The 19,196-nt window shown below is 34.1% G+C and carries 12 protein-coding genes and 2 pseudogenes; 1 reads left to right on the forward strand and 13 read right to left on the reverse strand.

Annotated elements, in window-relative coordinates; genetic code table 11:
* Positions 1 to 78: 78 nt before the first annotated feature.
* The 7 genes and pseudogenes from ACJDUH_RS12585 to ACJDUH_RS12615 all read right to left on the reverse strand — a co-directional run bounded on the left by ACJDUH_RS12585 (position 79) and on the right by ACJDUH_RS12615 (position 13,165).
* Positions 79 to 3,753 carry a cell wall-binding repeat-containing protein gene (locus ACJDUH_RS12585; protein ID WP_406765553.1) on the reverse strand — a complete coding sequence of 1,225 codons (3,675 nt, stop codon included), beginning with the start codon at positions 3,751 to 3,753 and terminating at the stop codon, positions 79 to 81.
* Positions 3,754 to 4,153: 400 nt separating this feature from the next.
* Complete coding sequence (gene pyk, locus ACJDUH_RS12590; protein ID WP_406765554.1) at positions 4,154 to 5,911, reverse strand: pyruvate kinase; 1,758 nt, start codon at positions 5,909 to 5,911, stop codon at positions 4,154 to 4,156.
* Between the two features lie 120 nt (positions 5,912 to 6,031).
* Positions 6,032 to 6,991 carry a 6-phosphofructokinase gene (pfkA, locus tag ACJDUH_RS12595; RefSeq protein ID WP_406765555.1) on the reverse strand — a complete coding sequence of 320 codons (960 nt, stop codon included), beginning with the start codon at positions 6,989 to 6,991 and terminating at the stop codon, positions 6,032 to 6,034.
* A 327-nt stretch (positions 6,992 to 7,318) separates the two neighbouring features.
* Positions 7,319 to 9,604 (reverse strand): annotated as a pseudogene (gene dnaE, locus ACJDUH_RS12600) (DNA polymerase III subunit alpha); the annotation flags it as partial.
* A gap of 340 nt (positions 9,605 to 9,944) precedes the next feature.
* Entirely contained in the window at positions 9,945 to 10,772 is an 828-nt protein-coding gene (locus ACJDUH_RS12605; protein WP_406765556.1) for a hypothetical protein, read from the reverse strand.
* A 411-nt stretch (positions 10,773 to 11,183) separates the two neighbouring features.
* A pseudogene (gene dnaE / locus ACJDUH_RS12610) lies at positions 11,184 to 12,353 on the reverse strand (DNA polymerase III subunit alpha); the annotation flags it as partial.
* A gap of 308 nt (positions 12,354 to 12,661) precedes the next feature.
* A complete protein-coding gene (locus ACJDUH_RS12615; protein WP_406765557.1) occupies positions 12,662 to 13,165 on the reverse strand; it encodes an RrF2 family transcriptional regulator in 504 nt (167 codons plus the stop codon).
* Between the two features lie 193 nt (positions 13,166 to 13,358).
* Here ACJDUH_RS12615 and ACJDUH_RS12620 point away from each other — a divergent pair, with 193 nt between their 5' ends.
* Complete coding sequence (locus tag ACJDUH_RS12620; RefSeq protein ID WP_406765558.1) at positions 13,359 to 13,730, forward strand: pyridoxamine 5'-phosphate oxidase family protein; 372 nt, start codon at positions 13,359 to 13,361, stop codon at positions 13,728 to 13,730.
* A gap of 107 nt (positions 13,731 to 13,837) precedes the next feature.
* On the opposite strand, the gene ACJDUH_RS12625 is transcribed toward ACJDUH_RS12620, so the two are convergent.
* From ACJDUH_RS12625 to rfbA, 6 genes are all read right to left on the reverse strand, one after another.
* The gene (locus ACJDUH_RS12625) at positions 13,838 to 14,695 is read right to left on the reverse strand and encodes a hypothetical protein (RefSeq protein WP_406765559.1); all 858 of its coding nucleotides are present in this window, start codon (positions 14,693 to 14,695) and stop codon (positions 13,838 to 13,840) included.
* 185 nt (positions 14,696 to 14,880) lie between these two features.
* Positions 14,881 to 15,444 carry a hypothetical protein gene (locus ACJDUH_RS12630; protein ID WP_406765560.1) on the reverse strand — a complete coding sequence of 188 codons (564 nt, stop codon included), beginning with the start codon at positions 15,442 to 15,444 and terminating at the stop codon, positions 14,881 to 14,883.
* A 247-nt stretch (positions 15,445 to 15,691) separates the two neighbouring features.
* The gene (gene rfbC, locus ACJDUH_RS12635) at positions 15,692 to 16,231 is read right to left on the reverse strand and encodes a dTDP-4-dehydrorhamnose 3,5-epimerase (protein WP_406765561.1); all 540 of its coding nucleotides are present in this window, start codon (positions 16,229 to 16,231) and stop codon (positions 15,692 to 15,694) included.
* Positions 16,232 to 16,234: 3 nt separating this feature from the next.
* The gene (rfbB, locus tag ACJDUH_RS12640) at positions 16,235 to 17,290 is read right to left on the reverse strand and encodes a dTDP-glucose 4,6-dehydratase (protein ID WP_406765562.1); all 1,056 of its coding nucleotides are present in this window, start codon (positions 17,288 to 17,290) and stop codon (positions 16,235 to 16,237) included.
* Between the two features lie 8 nt (positions 17,291 to 17,298).
* Complete coding sequence (rfbD, locus tag ACJDUH_RS12645; protein ID WP_406765563.1) at positions 17,299 to 18,180, reverse strand: dTDP-4-dehydrorhamnose reductase; 882 nt, start codon at positions 18,178 to 18,180, stop codon at positions 17,299 to 17,301.
* 12 nt (positions 18,181 to 18,192) lie between these two features.
* Positions 18,193 to 19,056 carry a glucose-1-phosphate thymidylyltransferase RfbA gene (rfbA, locus tag ACJDUH_RS12650; RefSeq protein ID WP_406765564.1) on the reverse strand — a complete coding sequence of 288 codons (864 nt, stop codon included), beginning with the start codon at positions 19,054 to 19,056 and terminating at the stop codon, positions 18,193 to 18,195.
* Positions 19,057 to 19,196 lie beyond the last annotated feature (140 nt).

Genomic DNA, 19,196 nt, shown 5'->3' on the forward strand with positions numbered 1-19,196 from the left:
CATAACTTCTTTCATTTTAGTAAAAAAAGAATACTGATTTAACAGCATTCTTTAAAAACAATTAAGCTAAATTAACATTTATTTACTGATAATATTATCTGGAATAACTCCAGTTCCACCTAATATATACATTGTAATTCTACCATTTGACTTAATGTAATTTGCCATACCAGGATCTATAGTTTTATTTTCTGCAAGTAGGATAGGAATTTTCTTCTTAGCTGCTAGTACTCCGCCAGATAATGCATCCGGGAAGTCTTGGCCTGTTGCTAGTATTACGTCATAGTCAAAGGAAGCCTTATATTTATTTACTATATTTAATGCAGTTTGGTATCTATTTATGCCGCTTGTCCTATCTACTGTAATTCCGTTGCTAGTAAGTTCATTTGCAACTGCTGCGGAAACAGCACCTTCTCCACCTGGTATTATTACCTTTTTAATTCCATTTTTTATTAAAAATGCCTTAGTGCTTGGTGTAAGTGTCTTTGTATCCGTATAAAGAACAGGATATTTTTTTATCGCCGCATAAGGACTTATAGCTAGAGCATCTGGGTAATCATTGGCTGTTGTAAGTATTGCAGTGTCTGTATTATTTGACTTTAGTACTTCATTTCCAATAGCAATAGCTGTTTCAAACCTATTTATACCAGATACTCTTATTACGTTATACCCCCTTGCCCTAAGTGAATCTTCTATATTTTTCCCTACTACTCCAGTTCCACCGAGAATGTATATATTCTTTGCATTAAGCCTAATAATTTCACTATTAGTTGCATTAGGTATGGAATTTGCTTCAGTAAGAAGTATTGGTGCATCTTTAATATATGCCATAGGAACTCCAGTTAATGCATCAGCAAAGCCTAAACCATTAGCTAGAACTACATTATCAGAGGTAGTCCATCCGGCTCTGCTTACAGCCGTTGCTGTTTCAAACCTATCTTTTCCGCCTAATCTGCTGTTTGTTATGGAGGAATCCTCAGATACTGTTATTTTGCAGTAGGCAGCATTATTTGAAGATACCGATTTTGCAGTTATGGTAGCAGTACCTCTTGCAAGCGCTGTTACTTTTCCATTAGAGTCAACTTGAGCTACCCCTGAATTATCAGAACTCCATGTAACTCCTTTATCAAATAAGGTGTCGCTTGGACTAACTATTACACTTAGTGTTATACTATCTCCTTTTTTAAGGCTGCCCTGGGTATTTACCCCCTGTGGAATATTGGTACCTGTTATAGCTACTGATGAAACTCCATTATCAACATTTACTGTACAGGCTGCTGTATAACCACCATCTTCTGAAGTTGCTGTAACTACTGCTGTACCTGGCTTAAGAGCATTAACTATGCCATTACTTACTGATGCCACAGTAGGGTTGCTGCTGCTCCAAGTTATATTTTTATTGGCAGCATATGAAGGCTGAACAATAGTTGACAATGTTTCCTGACTGTTAGGTTTAAGTAATACACTAGTTTTATTTAATGAAATACCTGTAACATGTTGGTTAATATACACCTGGCATACTGCACTATAACTTCCATCCTCAGTAGATACGGTTATAGCTGCTGTACCTTCTTTAAGTGCTGTAACTTTACCAGTATTATCTACTGACGCTACTGTAGAATCACTGCTAGTCCAAGTGACATTCTTATCCGATGCATCTGATGGATTTACAGCAGCTTGAAGAGCTAAACTATCTCCAATTTTTAAAATTGCTGAAGTTGTATTTAAGCTTACTCCAGTTACCTTTTTCGTTACAAGCAGTGAATATTTTTGAGTTGTACTAAAGGCACCATAGGTATAAACCCTTATGTAGTAGTCGTCGCCTGCATTACCAGCAAATTCAATGCTATCAGGTAAGGTACCTAGATTAATCGAGGATTTAAGTAATTCTCCACTTGAATTATATAAATCTAAATCAAAATCATCAGGCAAATCTGAAAGTAAGATCTTAAAGCCTCCAGTAGCGGTAACATGAAGCTTATAATAATCTTCATCAGTATTTGTTGAAATGTATGACTGATAAGTAGTACCTATATTTATTGGGTATGCCGAAGCTATTGTACTATTAGGCTCATAAGGATCATCAATTGATGGGGCAATTACTCCAACATTAGTAAATGCAGTATTAATGGCTGTAACTTCCGTAGAATTTTGCCCATATAAATCTGCGGCAGCTAGTACAAGACAATCTTTAGCTCCTTCAAAGTCTGTATATGTACTCATATAATTTGTTAAAGCTCTATAATAAATTTTTGCAGTCTTATCCATTCCAATAAGGCTTGCAATATTATATGCTGCTTTATTAGGTATACCTGAATTTATATGAACACCACCATTATCTTCATCTGTTGTGTCTGCCGAGGTTATATAATGACTCATATTATCAGGCTGACCATCTAGAGTAGGATTTGCTAGGCTTCTTACGGAATCTCCTGGGATATTTGGAGTGTATACATCGTCACCTACAACCCAATCAGCAGGATTAAAGCTCCAGCTTCCTCCATTAGCTACATTATATTTATTATAGGTTTCAATAAGAACACCAAATACATCTGCTATTGATTCATTTAAGGCACCTGATTGATTGTGATACCATAAATCTGCAGTGCTGCTTATTACTCCATGAGTCATTTCATGTCCAACAATGTCTAAGTCACCACTGAGATAAGTATATTCAGTTTTATCTCCATCTCCGTAGATCATTTCCGCTCCATCCCAAAAAGCGTTGTTGTAGTTATTATCATAGTGAGTAAAGGAATTAATAGCCATTCCATTGTTATCTAGGCTGTTCCTGTTAAACAAATTCTTGTAGAAATTAATTACTTGTTCTGCATTATAGTGGGCACTAACTGAAGCTTTATAGTCTTCGCTATTAAAGCTGTTAGTACTATTAGAAACAATATTTCCCTCTGTAGTGCCATGATTGGAGTCATATGTACGGATGCCAGCTGTCGCTGGATTTGTTAAATCTTTCATTTGATATGAGGCTCCAGATTGATACAATTTTAAGTCCCTTTGGGTTCCATTTACATCTATACCAGTTCCAGATACTGGCCCATCATACCTTAAATTGCTTTCTGTCTTAATAACTTGACCTGAATGAGCCTCAACATAAACATCATTATTTTCTATAGTTGGCTCCATGTAAAAAATATTAACCTTATATACTTCGTAATTCTTATTATCTTTAGTTAATATCATCTTTTCTGCTTTTGGAGTATTTCTTAAGCTTTTATATGTAAATTGTTTTTTAGCAATTTCAACTGCGTCACTTTCTGAAACAGCTTCATTTCCCAATGTAGTTATGGACTTATTTTTTTCTAGCTTACCATTTACACTTACGATAACTCCTTTCTTATCAAAATGTAAATTTAATGTACTTCCATCAACCTTCAATCCATTAATAAGCTGTTCAAGTTTTACGTAAGTGTGTCCTAACTCATCTTTCTTAACATCTGTAACTTTTAATTCCTTTGCAGCATTATCAATTCCAAATATAAACTTGTTTTCATCCATAAATTTCAATGCTGAACTTTCTCCAGGAACTTGTTTCGTTGAAAGATTTCCTGTAAGGAATACTTGTCCACTTTTTTCACTTAGTTTTAACTTACCATCACTTAAGCTATTAAGCTTTTCAATGGTTTGAGCCTTATTATTAATTTTTGAAGGCTCTGCACCTTTGGTAACAATTGGCGAATAGATAGTTAAACCCATCGTCAAACTTAAAAATGTTGAAATAATTTTCTTGTTCATAGTAACCCCCATCTTAAATTAAAAATTTAAATGGCATCCACATGAATTATTACTTAATACAAATAGTAATTCATCCACATGCCTTATAAAGATAAAGCACAAGGCTTCAATTTATATATCGTATAAAAAATAACAACCTTTAATTTACATATTGTTAATTTTATGACAAATTAATGGCATTCACATGAATTCTTACTTATTGTAAATAGTAATGGCATTACATGAGTTGTTACTTAATGCGGAATTGAAGTATTTCTCATTACACATTAAGTCAATAAATATATTTCAGTAGAAATAAAAAATATTAGATTAAAAAACTTATGAAGTTAAAAGAAATATTAAATCCAAAATAAAAGAAGTTATGTGTTAGCCACATAACCTCTCTTTTATTTAAGCTCTATTAAACTAAATTAACCTTACCGCTATATATAATTCCTCTTCTTACATCTAAGGTAATAAAAGAACCTGTTTTAATTATCTCTGAAGCATCTGGTGCACCACATATTAATGGAATTTCCTTTATCATACACTCGATAATTATTTCGGAATCCACTTTTTCCTGTTCAGTAACTATACCTGATAGTTTATCTAAAAGCTCAAGATAATTTTTATCAAGCTCTTTTACGACAAGAATGTCACCGCCCTCAATATTCTGCTGAGCCTCTTTAAAGTTCTTAACTACATTCGCATTTCCATAACCGTGAATAGTTCCGTTAGCTTTACCTTGAACTAGAATATCTCCAACTATATGTACTTTCATCATATTTGTAGTGCCTACGTAATTAGCAGGTATTCCTGCTGCTATTACCACAACATCGCCTTTTTTAACGTAACCAGTTGCAAGTGCAATGTCTACTGATTTATCAATTAATTCATCAGTTGACTCTGTTTTTTCTGCAACTATAGGGAACACACCCCAGTTAAGAGCCAGCTTTCTTGCTACCTTATCATAAGGAGTAACTGCTATAATAGGACACTCTGGTCTAAATTTAGAAACTATTTTTGCTGTATGACCACTTTGGGTAGCCGTAATTATTGCTGAAGCCTTTAAATCCATTGCTGTATTACAGGTTGCAAGGCTAATAGCATTTGGCACGTTTGGAATATGATTTCTTCTTCTTTTTTTAAGCTTTTCCTCATAATTAAGAGCTTTTTCTGCACGCTCAGCAATTTTGGACATTATTAATACAGTTTCTACAGGGTACTTGCCATTTGCAGTTTCGCCACTAAGCATAATAGAATCAGTACCGTCAAATATAGCATTAGCAACATCAGATGCCTCTGCTCTAGTTGGCCTTGGATTCTTAATCATAGAATCCAGCATTTGAGTAGCTGTAATAACAGGTTTGCCTGCCTCATTACATTTTTCTATAATCATCTTTTGAACTACAGGAACTTCCTCAGTAGGTATTTCAACTCCAAGATCACCTCTGGCTACCATTATGCCGTCAGAGAACTTTATAATTTCATCTATGTTATTTAATCCTTCATGATTTTCAATTTTAGAGAAAATAAGGATATCTCCTCCTCCGTTTTCCTGAAGTACCTTTCTAATTTGTAATACATCTGCTGCCTTCCTAATAAAGGAAGCAGCAACTATATCTATGCCCATTTCAATTCCAAACTTAAAATCAGCCTCATCCTTTTCAGTAACAGCAGGAAGTGAAGTAATAACCCCAGGTACATTTACATTTTTATTATTGCCAAGGGTTCCGCTGTTTTTTACAGTGCAATAAATTTTATTGCCTTCTACTGACTTTACTTCAAGGCCAACAAGTCCATCAGCAATAAGTATGAAATCTCCTAATTTAACATCCTTGTATAAATCAGCATAGCTTACGGAACATATAGTATTGTTACCCAATACCTCCTCCCCACAGACTACTGTATAGGGACTCCCTTCCTTTAGCTCAACTGTGCCGCCTTCAAATTTTCCAGTTCTGATTTCTGGTCCCTTTGTATCTAAGATTATTGCTATAGACTTCTTGTATTTTTCCCTAAGCTTTTTAACTAGCTCCATTCTTACCCTATGTTCTTCATGATCTCCATGGGAAAAATTATGTCTTGAGGCATTCATTCCAGCTTCTATAAGCTTTGATAGTGTCTCCTCACTATCACTTGCAGGGCCAATTGTACAAATAATTTTAGTTTTTCTCATAAATTCTCAACCCCTTTGTTATTTTAAGTGGTACGCAAAGATTATTAATCTTTGTGTGCTCCATATTCTCTAATCTTCTGTTTCCCATATAGTATACAACAATTATTTATGTTATGCATTCTAATATGATAAAACTCTAGCTACATTAAATAATTTTTCATTAAAGGTTCTCTTAAAATTTAAGGCTTCAATAGTATCTAAATCCATTATTTCCCCGCCTCTAGTTCCTATAACTCTGGAAGTTTTACCCTGTACTAATAATTCTACGGCATGAGCTCCCATTTCTGAAGCTAAAATCCTATCAAAGGCAGAAGGGCTTCCTCCCCTTTGAATATGTCCAAGGATTGTGGCTCTAGTTTCTATGCCAGTGATATCCTCGATTTTTTCTGCAAGCTCATTGGCACCGCCAACACCTTCAGCAAGTATTATTAGATTGTGAAGTTTTCCTTTAAGCTTTCCATCTAAAACAGTTTTACAGATATCATCTAAGTCATAGCCTTTTTCAGGTACTATAATGCTTTCAGCACCGCCTGCAAGCCCGGCATATAACGCTATGTCTCCGCAGTTTCTTCCCATAACTTCAACAATACTGATTCTTTCATGAGAAGTTGAGGTATCTCTTAATTTATTAACAGCATCTAGTACTGTGTTTAATGCTGTATCAAAGCCGATAGTGTATTGTGTATAAGCTAAGTCATTATCAATAGTACCTGGTATTCCTATAGTCTTAACACCAAGCTCAGATAAAAGCCTAGCTCCAGTAAAGGAACCATCTCCACCAATTACAACTAGTCCATCTATTCCAAACACCTTTAAAATCTGTGCTGCTTTCTTTCTAATTTCTTCTTTCTTAAATTCCTCACATCTGGCAGTCATAAGCATTGTACCGCCTCTATGGATTATATCAGAAACGCTGTGTCTATTCATCTCAAAAATTTCGCCATTTAAAAGCCCACTGTAGCCTCTTTGTATTCCCATAACCTTAAGGCCCTTATCTAGTCCTGTTCTAACTACAGCTCTAATGGCAGCATTCATTCCTGGCGCATCTCCGCCACTTGTTAAAATTCCAATAGTCTTCATAATAAAACTCCTCCTAATATAAAATCCAGTGTCCCTTATTACTGTGAGGTACTGAATAAATAACTTTAATCTTATGGAAAGCTGTATCATTTTTAAACCACCATGGTCAATTTATGTCCCATTAGGATTTTAAAACTAATACTACTAATCCTATTATATTTTAAACTATGGATATGATTATTTCAATTAATATTGTGAATTTTAACATGTAATTTGAGGTAATTTGTCAAATAATGTGTTTCAGTATGGTAGAGGGACGTTTCTTTAGGCACATGCATCCCTCAGTGCATCAAGTATCGTCCCAGTGCCACACGTCCCCATTCCACATTACTGAACTTTTACGTTGTCTTCTCCAAATTCCTTTTTAAGAAAATCTAGGACTTCCTCATTTAAGGTAATCCAGTAATCACTATCTACTCTAAATTTTTGTCTTTCCTTTTTGGTGCAGATATACACCATTTGGTTTCCTTTATTTTTTTGGAGGACAGCCTTCATTTTCTCGAAGGCTTCTTTTCTTAGTCTTTCATTTTCTATTAAAACATATACTTTTTCCTTTGAAAGTTTAACAAGGGGTTCAATTCTTTCGCATAAAAGCTTTGGCTGTTCTTCTTCCCTTATGCTTACTCTGCCGCTTAAAATGACCACACTGTCGGGTTCTAAAAGATATTTGAAATCATGAAATACCTTTGGAAATACTATGACTTCAATATCGCCATACATGTCTTCCAGCCTAATAAAGGCCATCATATCATTCTTTCGAGTAACCTTTTTGTTGACCTCAGCAATTAAACCACCAATTACTACCCTATCACCATCTCTAATCTTAAGAGCTTCCTCTAGCATCCCTTCCTCAAGACTCTCGCCTGTAACAATTTCCGAAATTCTTGTATTGGTCATTTGATTTAAGGTATCTTCATATTCCTCAAGAGGATGGCCGGATATATAGAGTCCAGTCATTTCCTTTTCCATAGCTAAAAGATACTTTTTCTCAAATTCTTTTATCTTTGGAAACTTCACTTCAAAAACATCTGCAGTTTCTGCAAAGTCTGTAAATAGGCTAAGCTGACCCTCAATATTCCTTCGCTTTTCACTATGAATGCCATCAAGAAGCTTTTCATAGACAGCAAGCATTTGTGATCTGTATACCTTAAAGCAGTCAAAGGCGCCAGCCTTTATAAGACTTTCAATGGCTCTTTTATTAACAAGAGCAGCATCAATTTTATTATAAAAATCAGTTAAGCTTGTAAATTTACCTTTTTCAATTCTGGACTTAACCATGCTATCAATAACATTCATACCTACGTTTTTAATAGCAGCCATTCCAAACCTTATCTTCCCATCTTTAACTGTAAACTTGGAGTAGCTTTCATTAATATCTGGCGGAAGCACTTCTATTCCAAGTTCTTTAGCAAATCTGATGTAAAATGCTACCTTCTCGCTAATACCCATGACACTGTTTAGCATTGCTGCTATAAACTCTGTTGGGTAATATCTCATAAGGTATGCTGTTTGGAAGCCAACTACTGCGTAGGCAGCTGCATGGCTTTTGTTGAAGGCGTACGATGCGAAGTCCATCATTTGATCAAATATTTTATTGGCCGCATCTTCGCTTATTCCATTGCGAATACAGCCTGGTACTTCAATGTTTCCATTTTCACCTACAATGCCATGGATAAAATTATGCCTTTCTTCTTCCATAACCTTATGTTTCTTCTTGGACATAGCACGTCGTACTAAGTCCGCTCTCCCCATGGAATAGCCAGCTAACTTTCTAACTATTTCCATTACTTGTTCTTGATAAACCATTACCCCATAGGTAACATCTAGAACTTCTTCCAGTTGAGGAGTTACATATTCTATTCTATCAGTATTTTTCTTTCCTTCTATATATCTTGGAATTTCGGCCATTGGGCCTGGTCTGTAAAGACTTATACCTGCAATGATATCCTCTAAGTTATCTGGCCTTAGGTCCTTCATAAAGGAGGTCATACCTGGAGATTCAAGCTGGAATACGCCAACAGTTTTACCTTCACCAACCATTTTGTAAACTTCTTTATCTTCAAAGTTTATTTTGTCTAAGTCTATTTCTATTCCGCTGCTTTGCTTAATCATTTCAACAGCATCGTTCATGACGGTTAAGGTTCTTAAGCCCAAGAAGTCCATTTTTAAGAGTCCAAGCTCTTCCAGTGTTCCCATTGTAAATTGAGTTACTATATTCCCCTCATTTTTTTGCATTGGAACATAGTTTACTAAAGGCTGAGATGCTATTACAACTCCGGCAGCATGGGTTCCTGAATGTCTTGGCAACCCTTCAAGCGATCTAGATACATCTATAAGTTCCATCACTCTCATGTCATCATCATAGGCAGCCTTAAGCTCTGGATTTATGGTTAATGCCTTATCTATGGTTATCCCAAGCATTGTTGGAATCATTTTAGCTATTTTATCCACCTCAGCATAGGAATAGTTCATGGCTCTTCCAACATCTCTGATGCAGGCCCTGGCCGCCATGGTTCCAAAGGTTATTATCTGTGATACGTTGTTTACTCCATATTTATCAACAACGTAATCTATTACTTCTTGTCTTCTTTCGTAACAAAAGTCAGAATCTATCTAAACTACCCTCTCTTTCGAGATACTTTAGCACTACATAGGTAGTGGGTATAGACTATATCTTCACCTACCGACCTTTACGGTTTAGGTTGCCCCGCTTCGAGGTAAAAATTTCACCCCTACGTGCCCCTGCACTAGTCGTTGGACCTTTCTCTCTTCAAGACTTGGCTGCTGGTTATCCAGTAAAGTCTGACTAACTTAAATCCTCATAATTTTTATGGTCAAGCCACCTTTACACTTAGATTTCTCTCAATCTTTCGCTGTGGTTTATGAGGCTCTCAGGACTTTCCAGCAATTCAGGGCTCTTTAAGCACAATATTTCTAAAGTGCACGACTATGATTAATTGTTATACAAGTTCTTTAATATCAAATATTTTTCCATTTTTCTATCAAGATATATTTTTGAATTTTCATAGAGATAATTCATAATTGGATAAATTTTATATTTACCACCATATGATATATAATAGTTGTTTTTATCATCATTTCTTCTTTTGAATAATTTATATTGAAATTTATAATCAGAAATTTCATTGAATATATTTATTAATACTGTTAAAAACTCTTTAGTCCCACAGATTTTAAAATTAATTGAATGTACTGATAAAATCAAGCTACCATCACCATCAAAATACCCTCTTATAAAGTGTCTATATAATTGTTTTGGCAGAATGTCTTCATTAGGGTAATCCAAAATTAGTGACTTTTTAAGATGAACGCCCTTATTCTTAAGTTGATTAAATATATTTGAATTATTTACTAAAAATCTTGTATATTCAGTTTTGCCATAATCACTTTTGCTTTGATAGTTTTTTAAAGGATAATCCGACTTCATGTGTATTAACAACTTCTGTAAATGTCCTATATCCTTCTTTGCTAAAGCTATCCCAAAATGATTTGGTAAACTTATATATCCATCCGCATAAATAAATCCTAACCAATAAGCTTTTTCTTCAGTATCAATAATATCAAAGAAATTTTCATCAACTTTGTATTCTCTATGACTCAATGATAAATCTCGAGTACTTATTCCCCATCTTCTTAATGCATCGTAAATACCACATAAACTTGCATTAATTTTTAAGGAAATTTTTTTACAGGATAACTTTTCTTCAACATATAACCTTATAATTTCACTTTTATATTGATCAAGTTCAAATCTTCTCATTTTTACACCTCAACCTGAACAATATACCTTGTTATAACAATTAATTCTTAATCTGGCATAGATACTCTATCTGGATTTAAGAACATTAGTTATTAACCACAGGCTCTTTATCCTGTGCTCTGGAGATTTCCCTCATTTTCATCTGTTGGTTACTTCCAACCCAGATTGGACTATATCACTAAACAAGAATATATGTTCTGAATTTATTATCTTCACTTACAGCTTTTTTATTCAAAAATACATCTTGCTTACTGGGCGCTCTTGGAGAGAATTATTAATTGGCTATTCATCTCTCTAGTCTCTGAACCATCTTGGTACTGTTATGCCATTCCCAAGCTTGGCTGCTGATTAGCATGCTTTTTCAAGTTTAGCTTTCCAGCAATTCACCCAGTTTAAAGAGCGCATCTCTTTACGCTCAAAAATCAATCCATACTTAAGAGGATCTATTTTAGTAATTCCTAAGGTATAAGCAACCAATGAACCTGCTGCTGACCCCCTTCCAGCGCCAACCGGTATTCCACTTTCTCTTGCAAACCTAATAAAATCCCACACTATAAGGAAATAATCTACATAACCCATATTTTTAATAACCCCAAGCTCATATTCGAGCCTGTCTTTAAGTTCAGAAGTTATTTCCTCATATCTTTCCTCTAACCCCTTATAACAGGTATCCCTTAGGTAAATATAGGGATCAACCTCTTCAGGCAGTGGAAATTTAGGGAGCTTGGAAACGTGAAATTCATAATCAAAATTGCACATTTCAGCTATTTTTACTGTGTTTTCTATGGCTTCTGGCACATAGGAGAAATTCTTATACATTTCCTCAGGTGACTTTAGGTAAAACTCAGTGGAAGGATATCTCATTCTATCTTCATCCTCTACAGTTTTACCTGTCTGAACGCATAATAGAATGTCGTGGGCCTTTGCATCCTCTTTATTTATATAGTGAACATCATTGGTGCATATTAAAGGGATATCCAGCTCCTTGGAAAGCTTTTGCAGTTCTTCATTTACCTTAAGCTGCTCATCTAAATAGTGATATTGAAGCTCTAAATAAAAGCCATCTTTAAATATATCCTTGTATAACAGTGCAGTTTCTTTCGCCTTTTTTATGTTTCCATTTAGAATATAAGATTGAACTTCTCCTCCTAGGCATGCACTAGAAGCTATTATTCCTTCGCTGTGCTCCCTTAGAAAATCATGGTCAACCCTTGGCTTATAATAAAATCCGTCAATGGAAGCCTGTGAAACAATCTTCATTAGGTTTTGATAGCCAACTGCATTTTTAACTAGTAAAACCAAATGATGTGTTTCATTTTCTTTGTTGTTTGTTTTATCGTACATGGATTTTGCCGCTACATATGTTTCACAGCCTATAATTGGCTTTATGCCCTGAGCCATTGCTTCTTTATAAAATTCTACACAGCCATACATGGTTCCATGGTCTGTTATTGCTATGCTTTTCATGCCGAGCTCCTTTACCCGGGCAATCATGTCAGGAATTTTTCCAGAGCCATCTAAAAGGCTGTATCCAGTGTGTACATGCAAATGTACAAAATCCCCTTTAAATTCTTTCTCCAATAATCTATCTCACATCCTTTCAACGGGCGTAACACAAAAACGGTACCACCCCTTTATTCATTTGCCTTATATAAATTTATTGTTTATAAGGATACTATTATTTTATATTTAAGTTGTAGTATTTTCAACTTGTAAGTAATAAGGTGTAAAATAAAAAATATCATAAATAACAACATAAAAACAGCGTTAATATTCACATATATTAACGCTGTTTTTTGTCCCTCTACTTATCTAAAAAAGGTACATAATCGCAATTACGGCATATACACAGGATTCTAATTTAATAGCAAAGTATCTACACCATTCTTTTACTTTCTTTTATCAATAAACCATTCATTTGTAGATTTTGCCACGTCACTTGGAAGTATTTTATTATATACCTCATTGTAAAGCCACCCTATAGTCTTATTACTTAAATACTTTCTCATTTCATTTTCTGCTTCTAGCATTACTACTTTTATTGTGCAAGGACTCTTTGTAACTGTGTCCGGTAAATTATCCTTATCTAATAATATATTATTTTGCCTGATTTCTGCACATTGAAAAAATGGTTCACTTCCTTCTACTGCTTCAACAACATCCCAGAATGTTATTTCTTCAGCACTCCGAGCTAGTGCATAACCACCTTTTACCCCAGGTATGGATTTAATAATTCCGGCCTTGCTTAATTTTGCATAAACCTTTGACAAGTATGTTTCAGAGACTCCCTGAAAGGTGGCTAAGTCCCGTATTCCTACTGATTTACCCTCTTCTAAGTTCACCATATATAATAAACAATGTATTGCATATTCTACTCCAATTGAAAATTTCATTTTTCCTGCTCCTTGGTATATAGTCTTTTAATAATAATATCTTATAATTTATACTCATTCAAGATACTGTTATTATACCCTCTTACAAAATGTTTCCATTGACACCGAATGAAAATAATTATATTCTAATTATAGACAATTATTATCCACGATACAGATTGTCCACATTTTGAGGAAAGAAGGAATATAAAATATGTTTACAGAAAAGTTTTTAGAGGTACTAAATCACGAAGGCGTAGTTTCTATCGTAACTTGTGCTAACAATGAAGCTCATGTTGCCAATACGTGGAACAGCTATTTAATTGTTACAGATGACAATAAAATTTTAATTCCTGCAGCTGGAATGATTGTTACAGAGAAAAATATTAATGCCAACCCAAAGGTTAAATTAACTCTTGGCAGCAGAGAAGTAGCGGGCTATAGATATATGGGAACTGGCTTCTTAATTGAAGGCAATGCCAAGTTTCTAAAAGAAGGAGATAACTTTAACAAAATGAAAGAAAAGTGCCCATTTCTTTCTAGAACCTTAGAAATTACAGTTACCGCCTGCAAGCAAACACTATAAGGTGTTAGAAGCATATTGAATGTATGTTGAAATAACTGTAACCTGCTCAGACATTATTAGAAATATTGATTTCTAATGTGTAAAATCTGCCTAGATAAATCTGAATATTATTTTTTAAGTTTTCCTATGTCAGATTTATTTAGGCATATCATATAAATGTCCTTAACTATTTCATTGTAGCCTGCAGACCTAACATAGTATGTTTTTGATGTGTCTAAATTATTTTCATACTGCACATTTAACATGCCATTTTCAATTCTCACATCCGAAACTTGCGGTAAAAAGGAAAAGTATCCTTTTGCAGCATAACCCTGCAGCACTACTATTCCTTCTTTATCCCAGTCTACATTCTTAATTACCGAATCAACAATTGAGTTAGGCAGGTTATCATTAGCATATTTTCTCCATTCATCTTCATTATTAAATACTATCTGATATTTAATATCAGGCATATCTTTTTGTATTAATGAACCAATGTAAACACACTTCCAGTCAATTCCTGACTTTGCAGCAGGTTTATTATCTTCTACTGTTACTGGAGAAGTTTGAGTTTTATCTTTGTCCTCTAATAAAGCCTTATACTTGTCTTCATCACCATATGGATTTTTAAAATATCCTGGAGTAGTACTTATGTTCTTCATTTGAATTGGATTCCCATTATTAAGCTGTTTAATTATAATGTTAAATGCGTTTTTAGCATTTAATGCAACTTCAAAATCTTGCTTGTTACTTTTAATTTGATATAAATTATCTTCAATTTTTTTATAAGTGCCTCTATCAACCTCCCTGCTGTCAATATATTCAACAAAACCACTGTCATCTGGTTGAAATGATATTAAAACTACGTAGCCAACCCCTTCTCTATCACTTTGATAGCCGCCTTTTAAGGCAGGAATGGGCTTAGATGTACATCCTGTCAATAGTAGAACAACGGCCAATGATAAGATTGCAAATATTTTTCTCATAGTATTAACCCCCCCAAGGCTTTTTTGATCTTAATCCAGCTAAAGATTTAGCAGCCTGAGTTTGGCACTAAGCTTCTGCGGACATGCACATCGCCTTCCATGGAGATGCTGCTGTGTCACAAGAAACGTCCCCATCTCATATGTCACTTAGGTTTAATTCAATAAATGAACTATAAAGCTTAACTTTAGCTACCATAAAAAATTCTACTGATATCATTTTTGTTACTATCTCTAAAAAAGATAACTGGATATACAATATCTTTATAGGTGTTTAAAAAATATGTTTCATCATGTATATCAATGCTAATTAACCCACCGTTGTTTGTTTTTACCTCATAACTTGCCGCCTTCAAATCTCTATTATATCCATAAACCACATAAAATTGGTCATTATTTTCATTATTCATAAAGTGATCTATCATTCCATACAAGGAATTACTTTTTCCTTGAAATGCACCATAAGTTGGCTTATAATACAAGCCTCTCATTTTTTCTTCAAAACAATTTGCATATAATTCATCATCTTTATTTTTAGGAGTACTTAATACAATTGTATAATTTTTATTAAAATATGTGACTTTTAATTCTTTCTTTATACTCATTTGCTTTCCAGCTACTTTTTCAACATACCTTTGAAAATTAGAATTAAAAACTATATCTCCTTTTAATATTCCTACATATAAAAAATAAGCAGCAATAAGACCAATGAGTAAAGTAAGAGCAATTATATTTCTTCTAGTTATATTCATATACTTTCCTCCATAACATATATGATTAATTATGGCTATCATTAAAAATAAAACAATACCCGCTGGTAAGCTATTCTAAAAATTAATTAAGTAAAAATTATTCCTTTATAACATTATACAATAAAAAATTACAAATCCAAATATTAACATATGAAATAAGGAATATGCTCATTGTAATACATACCTTAGCAATCAATCTGGACATGCTAATGTGGCACGAGAAATTTCCTCATGCCACATTATTTACTCATAACATGCCTTTCCACTTTTTGTCCTTCTCTGATAGAATTATTTCACTGATATTACCTATAGGCCATTTAATGCCGATTTTTGGATCATTCCAGGCTATTCCGTCTTCATCTTCAGGATGATAAAACTCAGTACACTTATAGCAAAACTCGGCAGTTTCTGATAGTACAAGAAACCCATGTGCAAAGCCTTCCGGTATATAGAACTCCTTTTTGTTCTCTTCACTTAATATAACTCCAACCCATTTTCCATAAGTTTCAGAGTCCTTTCTTAGGTCTACTGCCACGTCAAATACTTCTCCTTTTATAACTCTTACCAGCTTTCCTTGAGGATGATTTTTTTGAAAATGCAGCCCCCTAAGAACTCCCTTTGAGGAGCTTGATTGATTATCTTGCATAAACACCATACCAAGCCCCGCTGCTTTAAAATCCTCATAATTGTAGGTTTCCAAAAAGTAACCTCTTTTGTCTTCGAAAACCTTAGGCTCTATTGTATAAACACCTTTTATAGAAGTTTCTAATATATTAAACTTATCCATTTTTTATTTTCCTTCATACATATTTTTATAATAATTTTGATAATCGCCGCTTGTTATATTATCCATCCAAGCCTTGTTATCCAAGTACCATTTTATTGTCTTTTTAATTCCATCTTCGAAGGTGGTTTCAGGGAACCAGCCAAGTTCTTCTTTAATTTTAGTAGGATCTATACCATATCTTCTGTCATGGCCAAGTCTGTCCCCAACATACTGAATAAGGTTCTCAGATACCTCACTCTCTAAATTTTTATTAATATATTCAATGATTGTTTTTACTATATAAATATTGGTTCTTTCATTATGACCGCCTATATTGTAAACTTCTCCTAGCCTTCCTCTTCTAATTACCATATCAATTGCCTTGCAGTGATCTTCTACATATAGCCAGTCTCTTATATTTAATCCATCACCATAAACAGGAAGTGATTTTTTACCTAAACAATTATTTATTATTAATGGTATTAATTTCTCTGGAAATTGAAACGGGCCATAATTATTTGAACACCTAGTAATATTTACAGGCATTTTATAGGTATCATAGTAGGCCTTTACCATAAGGTCAGCTCCTGTTTTGCTTGAAGAATATGGGCTGTGTGGATCAAGGGGTGTAGTTTCCATAAAATAACCTGTTTCTCCAAGAGAACCATATACTTCATCAGTAGAAACCTGAAGGAATTTCTTACCCTTTTTAAAGCTAGTTCCTTCCTGCCAATTATCCTTTGCAATATTTAGTAGATTTACTGTTCCAAGTACGTTAGTTTTCACAAATACCTCAGGCTCTTTTATACTCCTGTCCACATGTGATTCTGCTGCAAAATTAACTACATAGTCAATATCCCATTCTTTAAAGATATTGATTATTGCCTCCTTGTCACAGATATCAGTTTCAAGGAAGCTGTAGTCAGGATTATTCTCCACAGCTTTTAAATTTTCTAAGTTTCCTGCATAAGTTAATTTGTCTATATTAATGACTTTAATATCCTTGAATTTACTTAACATATAAATGATAAAATTTGATCCAATAAATCCCGCACCGCCAGTTACTAAATAAGTTTTCATATTCCCACCTATTTACTTAAATTATTTATAAACATTTTAAGAGCTTCCTGCCAAGGTCTCATTTCATCCCCAATTGTGCATCTAAGCATCATATTATCAAGTGAGGAGAAAGCTGGCCTCATAGCTATTTTCTTATATTCATCTGTAGTTACTGGCTTTACTGTACAGTCAAGCTTTGAATATTCTATAATTTTACATGCAAAATCATACCATGAACATTCTCCAGAACCTGTACAATGATATATACCATATTCTTCTGTAAGCGCTAACTTTAGTATGTGATAAGCTAAGTCTTCTGCATTTGTAGGATTTCCCCTTTGATCATTTACTACATTTAAGCTGCTGTTTGCATTTGCTGCTTTTAGTATGGTCTTTACGAAATTGTTTCCGCTTAAGCCGTATAGCCATGCAGTTCTTACAATAAAATATTTTCTACACTGCTGCTGCACATATCTTTCACCTAAGAGCTTCGTTTTTCCATATACATTAATTGGATTTGCTAAATCATATTCTCTGTATGGTTTATCTCCTCTGCCTGCAAATATATAATCAGTGGATATGTGTACAAGCTTAGCCCCAATTTCTTCACAGGCCATTGCTAAATTTCTAGGTCCTATTGCATTTGCTTTAAAGGCCACATCTTCGTTAGCTTCACAACCATCTACATTTGTATAAGCCGCACAGTTAATCACTAGGTTTGGTGCAAAATCCAATATTATCCTTCGTACATCATTTAAATCAGCTACGTCAAGCTCATCTAAATCAATGCCCTTTACTAAAGCATCATTGTATACTGTATTTATTTTTCCAAGCTCCGATTCCTTAGCATTTATAATGTTTGTTATTTGAGTTCCTAGCTGACCTTTGCTTCCTGTAATTAATATTTTCATATCCATCACCCGCTATATAACAAGCTTCATTAAATACTTGCCATAATCTGTTTTCATTAAGGGTTCTGCCAATTTCTTAAGCTGCTCACTATCAATGAAACCTTCTCTATAGGCTATTTCCTCTATGCAGGACACGTATAGCCCTTGTCTTGTTTGAATTGCTTCTACAAAGTTTGCTGCATTTAAGAGTCCGCTGTAGGTTCCTGTATCCAGCCAAGCCATGCCTCTTCCAAATAGCTCTACCTTAAGTTTGCCTCTTTTTAAATATTCATTATTAACTTCTGTAATCTCTAATTCTCCACGGTCAGATGGTTTAAGCTTCTTTGAAATCTCAATTACATTATTGTCATAAAAATAAAGTCCTGGTACTGCATAGCTTGATTTTGGTTTTAATGGTTTTTCCTCAATTGATAGGGCATTAAAAGCCTCATCAAATTCCACCACTCCAAATTCTGACGGATTACTTACATGGTAGCCAAAAATTGTAGCTCCATCTTTTCTTACAGCTGCATTTTGAAGTCTCTCCGAAAAACCAAAGCCATAAAAAATATTGTCTCCTAGTACTAAACATACATTATCCTTTCCAATGAACTTTTCACCTATTATAAAGGCCTCTGCTAAGCCCTTAGGCTCATATTGAAGGGCATATTCTATGCTAAGTCCTATATGGCTTCCATCCCCAAGCAAGTCTTGAAATATTGAAACATCTCTTGGGGTGGATATTATTAAAATCTCTTTTATTTTTGCAAGCATCAAAACAGACAAGGGATAATATATCATTGGTTTATCGTAAATTGGCAGTATCTGCTTTGACACTGATTTTGTTATTGGGTAAAGACGTGTACCTGAGCCACCTGCTAAAATAATTCCTTTCACTTGTAGCACTCTCTCTTTCAAATAAAATCTTTTTATTCGATATAATATATGCTTAATAACTAAAATGTTATTAGTATTTTTTATAAGAAAGCATAACAATACTGACTAACAATTAAACACACTACTTTAGTCAAAGTGAA

Origin of the sequence: Candidatus Clostridium radicumherbarum (assembly GCF_045310525.1) — a bacterium.
GTDB classification, from domain to species: domain Bacteria; phylum Bacillota; class Clostridia; order Clostridiales; family Clostridiaceae; genus Clostridium_AT; species Clostridium_AT radicumherbarum.